Annotated in this window: 10 protein-coding genes; 3 read left to right on the top strand and 7 right to left on the bottom strand. The window is 41.6% G+C overall.

Features of this window, described 5'->3' with window-relative positions; genetic code table 11:
- Positions 1–65 precede the first annotated feature (65 nt).
- On the top strand, positions 66–1,898 hold the full coding sequence (glmS, locus tag G3341_RS00120; protein ID WP_154623590.1) for a glutamine--fructose-6-phosphate transaminase (isomerizing): 1,833 nt from the start codon (positions 66–68) through the stop codon (positions 1,896–1,898).
- A 175-nt stretch (positions 1,899–2,073) separates the two neighbouring features.
- Here glmS and G3341_RS00115 read toward each other — a convergent pair whose 3' ends face one another.
- Entirely contained in the window at positions 2,074–2,610 is a 537-nt protein-coding gene (locus tag G3341_RS00115; RefSeq protein WP_154623589.1) for a TetR/AcrR family transcriptional regulator, read from the bottom strand.
- 95 nt (positions 2,611–2,705) lie between these two features.
- On the opposite strand from G3341_RS00115, the gene G3341_RS00110 reads away from it, so the two are divergent.
- Entirely contained in the window at positions 2,706–4,187 is a 1,482-nt protein-coding gene (locus G3341_RS00110) for an MFS transporter (RefSeq protein ID WP_163860453.1), read from the top strand.
- Between the two features lie 106 nt (positions 4,188–4,293).
- On the opposite strand, the gene G3341_RS00105 is transcribed toward G3341_RS00110, so the two are convergent.
- Positions 4,294–5,703: an MFS transporter gene (locus G3341_RS00105; RefSeq protein WP_163860452.1), complete on the bottom strand. Its 1,410-nt coding sequence runs from the start codon at positions 5,701–5,703 to the stop codon at positions 4,294–4,296.
- Positions 5,704–5,777: 74 nt separating this feature from the next.
- Between G3341_RS00105 and G3341_RS00100 the strand changes: the two genes are divergently transcribed.
- A complete protein-coding gene (locus tag G3341_RS00100; RefSeq protein WP_154623586.1) occupies positions 5,778–6,440 on the top strand; it encodes a helix-turn-helix transcriptional regulator in 663 nt (220 codons plus the stop codon).
- A gap of 34 nt (positions 6,441–6,474) precedes the next feature.
- Here G3341_RS00100 and G3341_RS00095 read toward each other — a convergent pair whose 3' ends face one another.
- From G3341_RS00095 to G3341_RS00075, 5 genes are all read right to left on the bottom strand, one after another.
- Positions 6,475–8,991, bottom strand: a complete 2,517-nt coding sequence (locus tag G3341_RS00095) for a penicillin acylase family protein (protein WP_167520905.1) — start codon at positions 8,989–8,991, stop codon at positions 6,475–6,477.
- A 166-nt stretch (positions 8,992–9,157) separates the two neighbouring features.
- On the bottom strand, positions 9,158–9,733 hold the full coding sequence (locus G3341_RS00090; RefSeq protein ID WP_163863443.1) for a rhomboid family intramembrane serine protease: 576 nt from the start codon (positions 9,731–9,733) through the stop codon (positions 9,158–9,160).
- Positions 9,734–9,735: 2 nt separating this feature from the next.
- On the bottom strand, positions 9,736–14,673 hold the full coding sequence (locus tag G3341_RS00085; protein ID WP_163860450.1) for a DNA repair ATPase: 4,938 nt from the start codon (positions 14,671–14,673) through the stop codon (positions 9,736–9,738).
- Positions 14,674–14,874: 201 nt separating this feature from the next.
- Positions 14,875–17,073, bottom strand: a complete 2,199-nt coding sequence (locus G3341_RS00080; RefSeq protein WP_163860449.1) for a hypothetical protein — start codon at positions 17,071–17,073, stop codon at positions 14,875–14,877.
- A gap of 59 nt (positions 17,074–17,132) precedes the next feature.
- Positions 17,133–17,771: an OB-fold-containig protein gene (locus G3341_RS00075; RefSeq protein ID WP_154622059.1), complete on the bottom strand. Its 639-nt coding sequence runs from the start codon at positions 17,769–17,771 to the stop codon at positions 17,133–17,135.
- Positions 17,772–17,917 lie beyond the last annotated feature (146 nt).

Here is a 17,917-nt window from a genome sequence, read left to right as displayed (position 1 = left end):
CTGTAATAACAATCAGGTAGCGACATCGTAAGGGCTACGGCTCTTTGTTTAGGAATAAATTAAATATGTGTGGAATTGTAGGTGCTGTCGCACAACGTGATATCGCAGAAATTCTCATTGAAGGTCTTCGTCGTCTTGAATACCGTGGTTATGACTCGGCAGGTATGGCTGTTGTTGATCATGAAGGTCATCTTCAGCGTTTACGTGAAGTCGGTAAAGTTCAAATGCTGGCGGAAGAAGCAGAGAAAAACCCAGTATCTGGCGGTACAGGTATAGCGCATACGCGTTGGGCTACTCATGGTGTTCCAAGCGAACGTAATGCTCATCCGCATACTTCTGGTTTCATTGCTGTTGTACATAATGGCATTATTGAAAATTATCTGGAATTAAAAGAAGAGCTGAAACAGCTCGGTTATGTCTTTAGTTCTGAAACTGATACTGAAGTGATTGCTCACCTTGTTCATCATGAGCAACAAAAAGGCGGTTCTTTAGTTGAAGTTGTTCAACGTGTTATCCCTCAGTTACGTGGTGCCTATGGTACCGTGATCATGGATAGCCGTACTCCTGAATTATTAGTCGCTGCTCGCTCGGGAAGCCCATTAGTTATTGGGCTCGGTGTTGGCGAAAACTTCTTAGCATCGGATCAATTGGCATTATTACCTGTGACACGTCGTTTTATTTATCTCGAAGAAGGGGATATTGCGGAAGTGACTCGCCGTACAGTACGTGTCTTTAATCATCAAGGTGAACCAGTTGAACGTGAACAAATAGAGTCAAATGTTCAATACGATGCAGGTGATAAAGGTATTTATCGCCACTATATGCAAAAAGAAATCTATGAGCAGCCAATGGCGATCAAAAACACCCTTGAAGGGCGTTTTAGTAAAGACAATGGTATCGACCTTAGTGAATTAGGCCCTAAAGCAGAAGAGATTTTATCGCAAGTTGAGCATATTCAAATTGTTGCTTGTGGAACCTCTTATAATGCGGGAATGGTGGCTCGTTACTGGTTTGAATCTTTAGCAGGAATTCCTTGTGATGTAGAGATTGCCTCTGAATACCGCTATCGTAAGCCTGCTCACCGTAAAGGCAGCTTAATGATTACGCTTTCTCAGTCAGGTGAAACCGCGGATACATTAGCAGCGTTACGTTTATCGAAAGAATTAGGTTACTTAACATCTTTAGCAGTTTGTAACGTAGCGGGTTCGTCGCTAGTGCGTGAATCTGATTTTGCTTTAATGACTAAGGCTGGTGCTGAAATTGGGGTTGCTTCAACGAAAGCGTTTACCACTCAATTAACGGTACTGTTGATGTTGGTTGCGTATATGGGGCGCATTAAAGGCGCGAATCCAGAGTTAGAAGAGAACATCGCGAATGCGTTACACGCGTTACCAGCACGCATTGAAAGTATGTTATCTCACGATAAAGTGATTGAGGCGCTGGCGGAAGATTTCTCGGATAAAAACCATGCCTTATTCCTTGGCCGTGGCGAGCAGTTCCCAATAGCCGTTGAAGGGGCGTTGAAGCTCAAAGAAATCTCTTATATTCATGCTGAAGCCTATGCAGCTGGTGAGTTAAAACATGGCCCATTGGCACTGATTGATGCAGATATGCCAGTGATTATCATTGCACCGAACAATGAACTGTTAGAAAAATTAAAATCTAACATTGAAGAAGTTCGTGCACGTGGTGGCTTGTTATATGTATTTGCTGATCAAGATGCGGGCTTTGAGGCGAGTGAAAATATGAAAATTATTTCTCTGCCACATGTTGAAGAGCTTATCGCACCGATTTTCTATACTGTGCCACTACAGCTATTGTCTTATCATGTGGCGTTGATCAAAGGAACCGATGTTGATCAGCCTCGTAACTTAGCTAAATCAGTGACAGTTGAATAATACTGTGAAATAAAGACGTGAATAGCTTAAACCCGATTATATCGTTAATTATATAGTCGGGTTTTTTATTATTTAATGTTATCAAACCGAGGGTTTTCTGGGGTAGTCAGAGAGGATGATATTATTGATGACGATAATTCAGCGGTTAGCAGCCTGTCATTGAGTTGTAAGATGATTAGCTTAATAATCGTGACATATCGTTAAACATGGATTGCCACTCATCTTCATCAATTTCCATCAATCCAAAATAGCGCAACATAAAAGCACCTTCAGTGGCAAGAAACATCAATCGAGCGCGTTTTCCTTGTTCGGTCGAGGTGTCTAAATGACGCAATCTGTCGCGATACCAATGACGTGTACTTTCTAGGTATTCTGGCGTTTGTAATAAAGCTGCCATCAATGCTGCCCCTTTCGCCATAGCGACTTTATCGTGTTCATACGTCGCGAGCCGATGGGCATTAATTCGATTCTCAGGTGAATTATCTTTTTCTATTTCACGATTGAATATTTGTTCATAGGTATATCCCCAACGTTCAAACATCGCATCGATGAGAGCATCTTTGTTACCAAAGCAATATTGCACACCACCTTTAGAAATTCCCATGGATTTGGCCACGGCATCAATGGTTAGAGCGGCGGCTCCTTGTGTGAGCACAATCTCTTCAGCAGCATCGAGCACTTTATCTCGATCGATTGTTCGTTGACGTCCCATTTAACAAAAACCTCTTTTCAATACATACGTATGGATTTATATTGTAGCACAATCATTAATAAATGATGATTAAATAAACTTGTTGAGATGATTTTATGCTAGCTGATTATAAACGCTGGATTATTTTACTTTTAGTATCAAGTGTACTGTTTCTCATTGTGATCGATGTAACGGTGTTATACACGGCTCTACCTCGATTAACACATGATTTAGGCGCCACATCCTCCGAAAAATTATGGATTATGAATGCATATCCGTTAATTGTCGCGGGATTATTACCGGCAGCGGGGATGCTTAGTGACCGTATAGGTCATAAGGTGATGTTTCTTTTAGGGTTACCTTTATTTGCCATCGCCTCTTTGTGCGCTGCATTTTCCCCAACTGCATTGAGCTTGATTTTATCAAGAGGCTTTTTGGCCGTAGGGGCTGCAATGAGCATGCCCGCAACGTTATCAATTGTTAGGCATGTTTTTTTAGATCCAAAAGAGCGTGCTCTTGCGATAGGGATTTGGTCGGCTGTTGCGTCAGGTGGCGCCGCTATCGGTCCACTCGTTGGCGGTATATTGCTTAACCATTTTTGGTGGGGCTCAGTATTTTTAATCAATGTACCGGTAGTATTATTCGTATTGCCTTTCGCTTACTTTTTAATTCCTAAATGTGGCGGAGAAGGTTCACAAAAAATCGATTATATCGGCTCTGTGTTAGTGCTTATTGGGTTAGTTGGTACTATTTATGCCCTAAAAGAGTTTGGTAAGCCTTATACGAATTGGTGGGCGTTTATTGTTGCAGGCATCATAGGTGTTTGGTTCTTGTGTATCTTTAGCCGTAGACAAATGTCATCTGATTCGCCAATGATTGATTTTAAGCTATTTGCTAACCCACGCTTTAGTGCGGGTATCTTAATGGCAATATTATCGATGGTCATCATTGTTGGCGTCGAGCTTCTGTTAAGCCAAAGATTACAGCTTGTGATGGGATATACACCGTTTCAAGCGGCTCTGTATATTATTCCTATCCCTATCGCCTCGGTATTGGCTGGCCCATTAGCTGGAATGTTATTACATAAAATTGGCGAGAGACGGTTAACAATATTTGGTTTCGTCTGTACCTTGATCGGTGTCATCGGCCTTAATTATGTTTACCAAACTGCTACCGGTTTCATATTATTGGCATACTTATTTTTGATTGGCTTTGGTCTTGGTGTGATTTTTACTACCGCCTCAACCACAGTGATGTTGAATGCACCTGATCAAAAAGCGGGTATGGCAGCGTCAATTGAAGAAGTCGCTTATGAAATCGGTAGTGTGTTGGGGGTGACTTTTATGGGGGGATTGATGAGCGCCATTTATACAATGAAGCTATCGTTACCAGACAACTTAGCGGTGGATGAGAAAGCTTATGATAGCATTGATGAAGCTTTTATTATCGCGGAGCATTTGCCACAAGAGAGTGCAAATATCTTGATTAACCAAGCGCATACTGCTTTCGATCAAGCATTTGGTGGCGTAATGATATCAACAATTATTATTTTGATTCTTTGCTCATTAGTTATTCCTCATTTTTTTCGCAAAACATAAAGGCTAATAATTAAAGGGAAGTGCCATCAAAAACACTTCCCTATTGTGATAATAATCTCTTATTTATCTCTGCAATGAATGCATATTTGCTTCTTGGCCTACAGGGTTATTGAATCTTTCTGATGAGTAATGCACCAAAGAAGGGGCAAATAGCAAATAGCGCAAATAACCAGATTGAAGCTTGTTGGGCTCCAGCTAACCCTCCAGGGCTAATAAGTCCACTATTATTGACGACTACACCAACTAATGCTGCTGATAGTGCTGTTGCGTACAGTTGAACGGTAATAATTGATGAGGATGCAAGATTCTCTTCGCCGTTAGGGGCGACGTTAAAAACCTTTAAAACAAGATGTGGCCAGCAAATACCAATTCCTAGACCAACTCCCATCATGGCAATTAAATAGATGGCAAACAGAAGTATTGAATCCACTAATTTTGTATTAGGCGTTAAAATAGCCAGTAAGATTAATGAGATAAATATAATAATTGGGCCTAAACGAAGTATTTTTAATACGAGTGGCCCCGTTTTATTCGCACTGAGTAATGCGCCAATTGTCCAACCTGCGGCCATAATTGCGGTGAGATAACCTGCTGATAATGGAGAAAATTGATGGATAGTTTGTAAGAAATAAGGGACATAAATTTCCGTTGTCATACCACCAACCAGTAAACTCATCGTTAAGTAAATGATAGCAAGCGGATTTTTGAATGAATAAGTGCCTGTAGGGAGTAAGCGTTTACCTTGCTTACCATCAATGAGAGCAATGGTAATTAGCATGGTGATGCCAACTAGCAGACCCACGACATTAAATATGAGTTCTTGAGATAAACTTCCGATCGAAATCGCTAACACAGAAGCAACTAATAATGTAATAGCAAGAAAAGGCAATTTACTGGTTTGTGGTTGTTGGTTTGTTTTTTTAGGTAATTGATTAATAACAATTAAAGTAAGAAAAACAGCAACTGGCAATAATGACCAAAAAGCCCAGCGCCAATGTCCACCTTGGGCAAATATCCCACCAATTGCAGGCCCACAGAGCGTGGCAATTCCCCACATACCGGAAACGACCCCCATAGCACGTGACCAGAGATTTTCGGTAAAAACAATGCGAATTAATGCATAGCTTAAGGCAAATAAAATACCGCCCCCTAGCCCTTGAAGCGCACGTCCGACAAGTAACGTTAGCATTGAAGGGGAAGCGGCACACCAAATCGACCCTAATGAAAATAAAAATAAGGCGGTTAAATAAGCAAATTTAGGTCCTAATTGGTTGAGGATTTTGCTTGATAATGTTGAGCCGACAATAGAGGTGGCAACAAATATGGTGGTATTCCATGCATAATATTCTAGGCCACCGATATCATTGACAATGCTCGGAAGAATCGTTGTAACGATATAAATGTTGATCGCATGGAGTGCGACACCACCAGTAAGGGCGATAGTCAGTAATGCATTAGTGCCACTGAGTAAATCAGCCCATTTGGCTTGATTTGTCGTTGATGGATCATTGCTCATAGCGAGACCTGCTAGACGAGAGAGTTAAAAAAAAGTTAATATCCAAGTATTAGCTTGGATATTAGAGTGGCATCATGATTAATGCAAGTAATTACTTTGATAATTTAAATCTCAGCCAAGCGGTTGATAAAGTGTTGTTTTGTATCAAAACTAAAGCGCCTATCTCAACCGCTGTGATTGCAAAAGACTTAGCCATGACGGGGGAAGCTGTCCGCCAACATCTTCAAAAATTGCTATCACTAGGTTTAGTTGAGGGGGTGCAGTGCACTTCTCAAACAGGTGCTGGTCGACCGAGGCAGAATTGGGTGCTGACTGAATTAGGACATCAGCGTTTTCCAGATACGCATGCACAGCTTACGTTGCAGCTCATTGATTCAGTAAAAAGTATTTTTGGGAATGAAGGGCTAGAAAAACTGATTAGCCAAAGAGAAAGTGCAATTAAAACCAAATATCTATCTCGTTGTGCACAGCGACCTTTTATTGAACGACTACAGGCATTAGCCGATATTCGTAGTGAAGAGGGTTATATGGCACGTATTGAACAAGAGGGGGACAGTTGGTTATTAATTGAAAACCATTGCCCAATCTGTGCTGCGGCGACTGTTTGCCAAAATTTTTGTCGCTCCGAATTACAATTATTTCGTGAAATTATGGGCGATGAAGTTACGATTGAGCGAGAGCAGTATTTACTCAATGGTGGTGGGCGCTGTGTTTACCGTATTCAGAAAATAAAATAAAGGCCGAGAGTTTGCTCTCGGCCATGTTGAGAGACTATTTTGTAACTTCAATCAATTCACTGGTTTCGATATGGGGAGCTAATTCTTCAGCAGTGAGCCACAATGGTTTTTTTTCAAACTGTTCATAAAGGGATAATTGGTCTTGATAATGAGGAGATGGTTTTCCTTGCGGTGAAATAAAACCGCTTTGTCCTGGAGCAACAACATCCCAAGCTTTCACCTTATCGTCGGTAAACACAATCAAGTCATTTTCGGTTCCTCGATTATGATATTCATTTTGGTGTAGACTTTCTGCGCTACTAGCTTGAGGAACACCGAAGAAATTATTGGCTCTAAAAGTTAGTGCTGTCGCTGGAGTTTGCCAACTCGCAGGATGATGACCATATTGCTGGGTCATTTGCTGATAAGTTGTACGTAATGCTTGGCGAATAACATCATCTTGTGATTTCCCTGAAAATAGGTCAATAGCTTGTGGAATAGCAGATTGTTGCCCTAATAATGATTCATATAAGATTTTTGCGCCTGTACTAATATTTAACGAGCCTGTAGGACCTTCTTGTGTTGTTTCATAGCCACTGGCTAAATACCATTTATCAAAAGGAGCGGGGACTGTTTGGCCCAGCGTGGCTTTTAGCATCTCTTTTAGCCAAATATCCAATATTGCTGAGCCTGGTTGAATATAATGTTTGCCCTCTTTTGAAAGATAATTAATTCCATTCCATTGGTTAAGAATAGATGCAAGTTTTACGGCATCGTCATCGGCAGGTAAATCGCGTGTCGCACGCAGAATATAAGGGGTAAATAGGCGATGATTCAGGTCAACACGACTCGTCTGTTTTAGAATATCCCACATGTCCTCTTGATTTAACAGATGCTTTGATTCTATTAGCTTATTGATTTCTGTGACGCGATCAGCAGATCCCCATAAAAACGCAAACAAGTCACTCGCGGGGTAATTTTTTGCTGGGGAATTATTCCAGTTAGCAATATAACCCGATTTAGGGTTGTACACTTTCGGGTTATTAGCAAAGGGCTGCATGCCTTTCCAGTCCCATTCACCAGTGCCGGGAACGGGGAGTCGAGGGTCATGATTTTCTTGGCGTTCAGGATAATGCCCAGTATGGATATAACCAATATTGCCGTCTTTATCTGCATAATACCAATTAATGGTTAAGGCTTGGTTCTGTGCCTGATTTTGCCATTGTTGCCAATTTTTGGCTTGTGCTTGTTTTACCCATGCCATTAAAGAGGAGACCTCTTTTCCATCCCATGCACGTGCCTTGCTGTACGCGATATTGGCATTATCATCTGTTTTCATGACATTACCGTGCACCGTTCGATAAATATCTAATGTAACGGACGGGGCATCTTTCACATTAATTATCTCTTGGCGGCTGAGCATTTTTTTCCATTGGCCTTGGTGTTGATAATAATCAGGGCGTTGTGGGTCCAATTTTTCTGCAAATATATCAACGCCATCCCCAAAGCCAGCCGTTGATCCCCACGCGATATTGCCATTATGACCAAATAATATGGCGGGATAGGCGAAGGGGGTGTTACCCACTAAGTCGAAACCAGCGCCATGTAAACCAATCCCGTAGGTATAAGCAGGATTAAACCAACCAAATTGTGGGCCGTTTAGCAAAATTGCATTGGCGCCATCAGCTTTTGCTTTCCCGACAACCCAGATATTACTTGTTGTTGGATAACCCGCTAAGCCATTTGCACCACTTTGCGCATATTGTTTGGCTATCAATTGACTATTTTGCTGTGTTGTTAATGCGATTAATTTGCCAGAGGCGTCTTTAGCAGGACGTTCAAACATCGGCGGCATTAGGCGATAATCACCTATTTGATTCACCTGTGATTGATTGTTTTTATTTTTTGTATCTAGATAAGTGAATTCTTGAGCGTCAATAGTGGTGGGGGCATTAGGATTATTCAGCCAATTTATTTGGTTGAATACCGCTAACCCTTTTTGTTCACCATATTTATCTTTTAAGGCGGTTAATAAGGCTAAATTATCGATTTCACTATTCATATCAGAGAAACGGTTAGCCATGGTACCGACCATAATCATAGCAACATCAAAACTGTTCCATTGAGAGGGGGTAAAACCATAATCCATGAACTGTTTAGGCATGAGTTTATCAGGTGTGGTATTGACTTGTTTTATCCACGCGTTCATGCCATCGGCGTAGCCTCGTAGAATATCTTGTTCTTTTTTGGGAAGATTGTCGATCTGTTGATGGATAGAATCTGGCCAGTAATTACTGCGGATATCTTTGTCAAAAGCAATGAAATCTTTACCTAGTACTTCCGAAACCGTGCCTTGTGTACTGCGTTTGGCCATTTCCATTTGGAAAAGTCTATCTTGGGCGACGGCATAGCCATAACCATAAAAAAGACTATAAACATCATCTGCATAGATATGTGGAACACCGTAGCTATCACGATCTATCTTTATTTTATTCGGTTCAGCGTAGCTGGTGGATGCAAGTGTTGCGAATCCAAAAATAACCATTGCAGATAATATATTATTTTTCTTCATCAGATGAGCCTCCATTTTTTATTGTATTACGAGACTAACAATCACTAATTTGTAAATAAAGGGTTAAATAATGGTTAAATTATTAATATGTGAACTAAGTAGATAAAAAAGGATACATAAAAAATAAAAAAATATTAAAAGTGAATCTAATCACATTAGCTGTAAATTAGCGTTCTGTAGATGAAAGGGGCTTTTTTTTACGGCGATTAATCCACCAAGCATAGAAAATGCCGGATATTGCACCAGCTATATGTGACTCAGTCGAAATATATTGATGAATAGGGAGTAAGCCTGCTGCCATGGCACCAAAATAAAAGAGTACCAATAATGCAATGAGGATATCGACAAGTTGGCGTCTAAAGAAGCCTTGAGCAATCAGTAGTCCCCAAAGCCCAAAAATCCAACCACTTGCACCCACATGGATGGCATAGCGACCAACCAGCCAAACCGCTAATCCGCTGGTAATAATAATAAATGATGAGGCATATACATATTCACGAATAGTTCTATGCATAAGGATTGCACTGAGGATCAGTAAAGGTGGTAGGTTACTCAGTAAATGCCCCCAACTACCATGAATAAAGGGGGCAAGTGGAATACGGATTAAACTATTTACCTCTCGCGGGATAATACCGAAGCGCGTGAGAGCATAATCGGTTAGGCTATTGATTACTTGGATGATAACCAATAGCCCAGCTAAAATAGCGAGTAATTTTAAACGCTGACTTAGCCATTGCTTCATCATCAGTGCTGGCCTAGTGCTTGTACGCTTTCAACCAGATCGGCGAGTTGGGCAACAACTCGATCACCAATATCGGCATTATCTCCACCAAGTGCTTTATTGCGCATGAAGTCTTTCTTGATTTGTTGCCAACGCGCAGCTTCTTGTTCAGTAAGCCTACCTCTGATCTCGGCTAGTTTGAGTAAATTCTCTTCAGCCCCTGTCGTGAGTAATTGCGCTTCACCTAGGTAGTGATCATCTAATAAACGCTCAAGTTCTTCCTCATTCATAACGGATGAAACTTTTTCAGCTAATTTATTCATGTTGCGATAGCTACCTTGTAGGCGGAAGGCGGGTTCAGTTCGATATTTATCGGATTGCGCAGCACTCGCGATATATTGCTGATTTACTTTAAGCACGATATCCCGCAAGGTGATTAGATGCTTAATCACTGCAACGATCTCACTGATTTCTGCATCTGAATAAGGGTAGTTTAACGCATTGGTGGAGATTGATTTCCCCATAGCCTTATCTACGAGCAGGTAGAGGTCATTCAGGTCACGTAAGGCAAGTGGAGCCAATACTGAATTTGAAGTTAAACTGTTTTCAATGTAGCTTAATGCAAAGGCATCATCCATGCCACCAAGGACTTCCCCTAAATTATAGATATCAGCTCGGTTTGCAAGCATGTCAGGTATGCGGAACACTTCACCGGATTCTGTATAGGGGTTACCCGCCATAACAACACAGAATTTTTTCCCGCGCATATCATATGTTTTGGTTTTTCCTTTCCAAACCCCTTCAATGCGTCTTGTGCCATCACACAAAGAAATAAATTTCTGTAAGAACTCTGGATGGGTATGCTGAATATCATCAACATACAGCATGACATTATTGCCCATTTCTAAGGCTAAATTGAGTTTTTCTAGCTCTTGTCTTGCGGTTGCATTGGGAGCTTGTTCAGGGTCGAGCGATAACACTTCATGACCTAATGCAGGGCCGTTAATTTTCATGAAAATTAGGCCTAGACGGTCAGCAACATACTCCATGAGCGTCGTTTTTCCGTAGCCCGGCGGGGAGATCATTAAAAGTAGGCCCATCAAGTCGGTACGTTTGCCCTCACCGAGAGCACCGATTTGTTTTGCCATATTGTCGCCGATAATGGGTAAATAGACATCATTAATGAGCTTATTGCGTACAAAAGAGCTTAACGGGCGTGCTTTGAATTCATGCAACTTCAAACGACGACGTTCATCAATAACAATGCGTTGGCGTAGGGCTTGGTACTCACGGAATGCCGGTATAAATTGCTTTCTCTGCTGACGCATGCGACTGAAATAGTTATCTAAGCTCAATGACAGCGTTTGGTTCTCAATCATTGGATGCTCGCCAAGCAAACCACTCACTTTGAAATAGAGATCCGCCTCACTATAACGTGCAGAAGCGACCTTATCTAAGATAATAATGGCGATTGCGCCAGGAATATAAGGCGTGAGATGGGCAAATTCTGAATTTGAGCATAACCCTTTTAACCAATTTTGAATCAAGGCCCAGCGCTGAGCATAGCGATCTGAAAGGTTCTGTTGTGAACGATTAAAATCGATCCACATATGTGCTTCTTCTAATCGACTCTGTAAGGCGACGACTAAGTCACGTGCATATTTACTGTAAACTAACTCGATAGGGGTGCGCGCTAAAGCAAAACTGAGATACTCTGCTGCCTGAGTTTGTTGATAGCTTTCACATGCGATAGGGTGTTCTTGTAGAAAGAGGCTAATATCAGCCTCAATTTCAGCTTGTAAATCCAGTAACGCATCATCATTGTGAAATAATTGCTGAATATTCATCGCTGTTCTGGCACGTTCTGGCCACAGTGCTGGGTAATCATGAGATTGCATTTTTTCCCAGAAAATCGCCGCAATTGCTCGCGATGTTGGGTTATAACGCAGTAAATCGGCACTTTCACCAACCGGAATTAACTTTTTCAAAATCGCTATAGCGTCATGATCATGAATTCCCTTTTCGTAACCTTCTTTATAGCGGGGAGCTGCGAAGTCACGGACAATTTTTTCTAGTTTCTCTGGTACAGATAACGCTGACTTGAGACTATTATAGTCGAGTCCATCTTGGCGTTTGCTTGCTGCATAGATAATTGAATAGGCAAGATATTCAGCTCTGTACACATTATCCGATTCAGATTCAAGCATTGCAGTCCAATAAGGCTGCAATTTGGATAACTGTGGATTATCTATCGGTTCTTGGAAATCTGTTCCTGTGAGATACAACCAAAGCTGGTTATCTTTAGGTAAAATGGTTAAATCAAGCTCTTGGGTATTAACGCTAAAGCGATGGCGAGGCCCTAATTTAATGACATTACCGCCATCTTCAAATATATCTGTTTTATCTCTCAGTGTACGAATTGCTTGGTCACGTGCGGCCTTCAATTTAGCATCAATATCGTCAGCCTTGACGTTATCGTTGATTTCCCTCAGCTTTTCAATGATTTCGCGGGTTTTTGCTGCTAATGGATCAGAAGCAAAAAAGGCATTGAGTTCATCTTGTGACTGCAAGCGTGAAGTACGACGCTGTAGACTTTCTAATAAACGCTCTGCTGCGGTTTGTAAATTTTGTGAACGGCGCTGGCGTTCATCCAGTAGCGTTTGCTTGTGTGATTCAAAGGTTTCTAACAACTCTTCGCGCTTAGAGAGAATATCATCGAGAAATTGATCATGATGACTGAATTGGCTTTCTAATTCCTCTAACTGCACTAATAATCGTGACAATTGGTCATCACAACGTTCAGGATCTGTAGAAAGAGAGAGCGCGTTGGTAATACCTTGGCTGAATAAGCGGAATTGTGCGCCGAATTGGGCGACCGTTTCAACACTGCTTTGGGATTTACGTTTTTGTTGTAAGCGAGCGCGAGACTGATTTAATTGAGCATAAATTTGTGAAATAGCATCAATAATATGGGTTTGCTGGGTCACATCGTCAAATTTTAGAGAGGCCATTAAGTTCGATAGCATATCCAAGTCGGCAGACATTTTTTCCATGCCATTCATTGGGATATCTAACTGAGCGCTATTTTGGGCGTTCTCCACCTGTTCTTCAAACGTAGCGAGTTGCGTTTTAAACGGTTGTAGCGCTTTGTCACTGGCTAGGAACGTCGCTGTCGATTGGGAAACATATTGCTGCGCTTCGGTGATTTCCTCTTCCATTTGTGCGAGCTTTGCTAAATCCATATAACGGAATTCGCGTAGAGAAATCAGATGACCACGCTGTGCACTCAGTGCATTTAACCCATCAACAAACTGTTGAATATCATCCCAGCTTTCAGGAAGGGTTAAAGAAATCAACGATTTTTGTCGACTAACCGCTTCGCTCATCGATTTTGCTGATTGCTGGCGGATACTCTCGACTTTCTCATACTCATCTAAAACCAATTCGCTAGTTTGCGTGATCTCTTTGAGTAATTTACCAATACCTAAACACGGTTCGTCATTGAACCAATAATAGATATCCAGCAAGTTTTTGGGCTGCTGGCTCAGTTGTTCGTAACGGGTAACGGAAACTTGATTACCTTCAATTTCTTTGGCGATATGTAAGATTTCTGAAATACCGCGCACAAGGTCAGCATTACCAATGCGGCCAAAAAAGCCACTACGTGGAGGTTGTTGATCTGCAAATTCTTCGGAATAAAACGGTGTTTGCCAGACTTGCATAGGATGAACACGAGTGGCTTCATCTCCTTCACCTTCAAATAACACCATTTTTCCATCTTCAAGCATGGCATAACCATGCCCGATCAGCGGAATAGCCAGTTTTCGCTCAATCAAGTTGTAGTTAAATAAGGCAATGCGGCCTTGATTTGGTGAATAAAACACATAGAGAACATCTTCACCATTGGGGGAGCGACGTAAACGGCGAAAGCGCATGCCATCCATGGGTTGGTCAAAGGTTTTGTATTCACCATTTTGTAGATAATAGCCACCAGGGAAAATAATGCCGTGATCTTCAGGTAACTGCACACATGCTTGGCCAATAGCATCAATCCGTTGAACGGTTTGAGTGAGCGTGTTGTAAACGAGATAGCGCCAACTTTCTTCCCGATAAGGTAATATCTTTAATAAGATAAGGCTGCCAGTTTGAGCATATTCAATCTGCGCATCATCGAGGGATTGGTTTTTATCTAAAACCGCTTCTCGATAAATTCCGAGACCATCTTCCGTGTTATTTTCACACTTAATCGTGAGATCACCCCCGATAGTTTCGACGAAGACGGTATCTAAAATATTAATATGTGGAAATCGGCCATTTACCGTATTTTCACGCGTGGTTTTAACCCATTCGAAATCATAGGCTGGAGGTAGTGCGATATCACGTTCACCCCGGTTATCGATATAGTCGATTTTGCTTTTATCACTGGAGATAGACCAGCGGAAGACCCTGACATCGGTGATACGATCGCCAATTTGGAAACTAGCTAACAGTTTTCCATCACGCTCGACGAGCTGTAGCAGTTGGGTATTTTTGTAGTAGGTATATAATTCAGTAAAGTCTTGGGTAAAGCGAGGATCACTCAGGAATGTCCCTTCATAAGGGGCTTCTTCAACATCAAATTCACCGTGGTTATCGATTAGCCGATACAGTGAAAACACATCTTCAATGTGGGTTTCTTTTTTGAGACCTAAGAAGACGTTATAACCAAACAGAAGCCATTCACCGACACGAACAATATCCCTTGCTTGGCAATTGTTTTCTGTGCGAATACGGATACGACCAATAATATCCATTTGGCTTTGGCCGAACTCTTGCAAACGACTGTCATTGAGCTGCACTGCTTTTTGATGAAGCTGTTGCCCTTGCTCGGTGAGGCGTTTGCGTAATATTTCATATGCGCCACCTTGTGCAACCGCGCTATCCAGTATTTCCTGCTCGTGATCTGTTTCCTGAATTGACATGTATCGCTGATTTCCTTGGCTATAACAAAAACACAAGACATATACAGGTGATACTTCAAGCCAATATAAGGTTGATGTATTTGTATTTAGTGGCCCAAGTCACTTAAATGTCTAAGTTCTTGGGCTACCTTTTACATCGACATCAACAACATGACTTGTTACCTAAAGGATATAGTATATGCCTTTGAATTATCATCTTAATTAGAGTTGATTATCGCTTTGGTTTTCAGGTTTTGCTGTGACAGTTTTTACCTGTTGACCTGCACCTTTTACAGCCATAAACCCATTAATTAGATCTTGAACCTCTGGGTTTTTTAGCAAAGCGGCGATGTCGATTTTTTTATCGTCTTTACGGTTGATCAGCTTTTCGACACTCTCCTTCGCAAAACTGCTTTTATCCATAAAGCCATCAACGGCTTTGCCTAAGCTAAGTGCTTTAGAGAAGGTATTAAAGAAGCTACCATCTCCGCCAACAATTTCGATATTTGTCTTGGTTAAGGCTGCTGCCAGTACATCGGCTTGTTCGCGAGCAATTTCTTTATTTGCGGCAATTGAAGCCATAGATTGTTCAAACTCTTTCTCAAGACGCATACGGAATTCTTCGTGGGCGCGAGCTGTATCACTGAGGTGATCCATAGATTGGAACTTATCCGTCAAGCCATCAGCTTCTGCTTTTAGACGCTGACGAATGACTTCGGCTTGTGCAGCACCTAATTGGCCTTCACCGCGAGCTTGTGCGGCCAGTTTTTCTTCAAGTACTTTTGCATCCGCCAGACCTAATTTCTCTTTCGCATTCGCTTGTTGCTCTTCACCACGCGCTTGCGCTGTTAATTTCTCTTCAAGGATTTTCGCTTCAGCAAAGCCCTGTTGTTGCTCTGCTAGCGCCATCGCCTCCCTCACTTGCGCTTCTGTTAAGCCTTTTTCTTTTAAGCCTCTCGCTTCGGCAAGGAGTTTTTCTGCTGTGATGTTAGCTTGTACTAACCCTTCTTTTTCTTCCGCTTCTGCCGCCGCTTGACGTACTCGTGCTTCGGCTAAGCCTAATGCTGCATGTTCTGCTTCAATCCCTTCTGCTAAGCGTTTTTTGGCTTCTGCTTGTTTTGCTGAGGCTTCAAGCTCGGCTTGAGCCATGGTACTGATCTCTTCAGCTTTGTGTTTAGCACTTGCCTCGTCGGCTTCCGCTTTCTTCACTTGACGTACTAAGGATTCTTCCGCTTCTGCTTGAGCGTTAATGACAGTGACTTGTCTTAAACGATCGGCTTCTGAAATTTCACGAACTTCTTTAATACGCTCTTCTTCTTGAGCAACACTTTTTTCTACCACCACACGTTCGCGAATGACATTAGAAATATTTTTGCGTTCTTCTTCTAATGCTTTTTCTTTTTCAATGCGTTGTAGTTCAACTTCACGTTCGCGAGCAACAATTTCAAGGTCACGAGCGCGTTTGACTCGCTCTTCTTCGATAGTGACAGCACGGGTACGGTTTTGTTGAGCAACTTCAACTTCACGCATACGGTTTTCTTCACGGATTTCAATTTCTTGTTGAGTTTGAATCCGTGCTTGTTCTGCTTTTAAGCGTTCTTCTTCTTGTACACGTAATGTTTCAGCTTGTTCACGCGCTCGAATATTTTCAATTTCACGTTTTTGACGGGCTTCTGCATCGGCTTGTTGACGCTCAAGTGCTAAGCTAGCTTCGCGGGTTTCCACATTTTTCTTTTGAATTGCCAGTTCTTGGTCACGTTCTTTCTGGTTCGTTTCAATATTATGGATTGCGGTAATTTCAGTGATTTTGCGAATACCTTCGGAGTCGAAAATATTATTTGGATCGAGCGCTGCTTTTGGTGTTTGCTCTAAATAGTCGATGGCAACGTCTTCAAGCGCATAGCCATTGAGATCTTTACCGATAACATCAACAATACGATCACGGAAGTTTTGTCTATCTTCAAAAAGTTTAGACAACTCAAACTGCTTACCAACCGTTTTGAGTGCTTCTGAGAATTTAGCACTAAATAAGGTGCTTACGGCTTGATGGTCAGAAGCACGGTCAACACCAATCGCCTTAGCGACTTTAAGTACATCTTCCGTTGTTTCATTTACGCGTAAATAAAAGGCAACGGTAATATCAGCACGTAAATTATCTTGGCAAATCAAGCCATCTTTCCCACGGCGATCCACTTCTAAAGTTAAGAGAGATATTCTCATAAACTCTTTTTTGTAGATAACGGGGTAAACTAAAGCACCAGTAAAGTGAACTTTTGGCTGTGACGACATGTCGTTAACAATCAGCGCTGTTCCTTGTGGAACTTTGATATAGAAGGCTTTAAATAGCCCAAAAAATCCAAGTATGACTACGATGATGCCCCCGACAATGGTCAAAAAGGGCATTAGTTCAGCCAATTCCATATTTTCTCTCCATGGGTTTCGATAATGTCGTCGTTAACTAATTACAGTATTGTTGATTATTAGCGGCGGAATTCTTCTTCAGTCACCACATCATAAGTGTGTGACTCAGCGTCATAGCGAATAATGACAACGCGGTCACCGCGCTTTATGTTTTCAGTTGAAGCGGCGCGAATTTGTAAGATCAAACCGGCACCACCATCTTCTAAAATAGCCTCTCCTCGATGCTCAGTTACATCACCGGAACGTACTGTTGCAAGTTTGCCTATCAATTGGCTTACGCTTTTTGGGGAAGAGGATTTAGCTAATTTTTCACGTAATGGTTTTAGACATAAGGCAGTAAGATGAATTGAAATAAAGGCCGTGACCAATAACACGACGAAACCCACGAGGTAGCGTAGCAGGGTAATATCAATAAATCGGATAAACCAATGAACACTAAAATAGCTCAGTAGCCAACCAAATAGTGTAAATAGAGTGAGAATAATGGTGACTGGAATGCCTGCTAGCCCTAATTTTGTCAGCCATCCTGCAAAGCCTGTGGCATCAAAACCTCCGCTATCTACCGATGTATCGACATTAAATAAATCAATATCTAACAACCCAAAAGCAGCACAAACCCAATAAAACATGACAATAATCAGTAACCCGCTAAAAAGAACAGCGGGGAAGGCCAGACAGTTTTGTAGAAACAAACTCATAGTTGTTCTCGCTATAATATTTAGAGTTGTAACTTGGTGATGACTATAACCTTTAATTTGATCATATTAGATTTAATGATTATCAATATAGGACTAGTCTTTATTATCTGGCTGATTTTTATGAGTTATTCATGAAGTATTTTCAA

It is taken from the genome of Providencia vermicola (assembly GCF_010748935.1).
Taxonomy (GTDB): Bacteria; Pseudomonadota; Gammaproteobacteria; order Enterobacterales; family Enterobacteriaceae; genus Providencia; species Providencia zhejiangensis.
Note: the sequence above shows the minus strand (reverse complement) of the source record. Positions and strands in the feature narration are given on the sequence as shown.

What these genes read in the sequence shown, in the direction of transcription:
- G3341_RS00080 (WP_163860449.1), bottom strand. Translation starts at nt 17,073, where the DNA reads ATGGAATTGGCTGAACTAATGCCCTTTTTGACCATTGTCGGGGGCATC.
- G3341_RS00115 (WP_154623589.1), bottom strand. Translation starts at nt 2,610, where the DNA reads ATGGGACGTCAACGAACAATCGATCGAGATAAAGTGCTCGATGCTGCT.
- G3341_RS00105 (WP_163860452.1), bottom strand. Translation starts at nt 5,703, where the DNA reads ATGAGCAATGATCCATCAACGACAAATCAAGCCAAATGGGCTGATTTA.
- G3341_RS00100 (WP_154623586.1), top strand. Translation starts at nt 5,778, where the DNA reads ATGATTAATGCAAGTAATTACTTTGATAATTTAAATCTCAGCCAAGCG.
- G3341_RS00095 (WP_167520905.1), bottom strand. Translation starts at nt 8,991, where the DNA reads ATGAAGAAAAATAATATATTATCTGCAATGGTTATTTTTGGATTCGCA.
- G3341_RS00110 (WP_163860453.1), top strand. Translation starts at nt 2,706, where the DNA reads ATGCTAGCTGATTATAAACGCTGGATTATTTTACTTTTAGTATCAAGT.
- G3341_RS00085 (WP_163860450.1), bottom strand. Translation starts at nt 14,673, where the DNA reads ATGTCAATTCAGGAAACAGATCACGAGCAGGAAATACTGGATAGCGCG.
- G3341_RS00090 (WP_163863443.1), bottom strand. Translation starts at nt 9,733, where the DNA reads ATGAAGCAATGGCTAAGTCAGCGTTTAAAATTACTCGCTATTTTAGCT.
- G3341_RS00075 (WP_154622059.1), bottom strand. Translation starts at nt 17,771, where the DNA reads ATGAGTTTGTTTCTACAAAACTGTCTGGCCTTCCCCGCTGTTCTTTTT.
- glmS (WP_154623590.1), top strand. Translation starts at nt 66, where the DNA reads ATGTGTGGAATTGTAGGTGCTGTCGCACAACGTGATATCGCAGAAATT.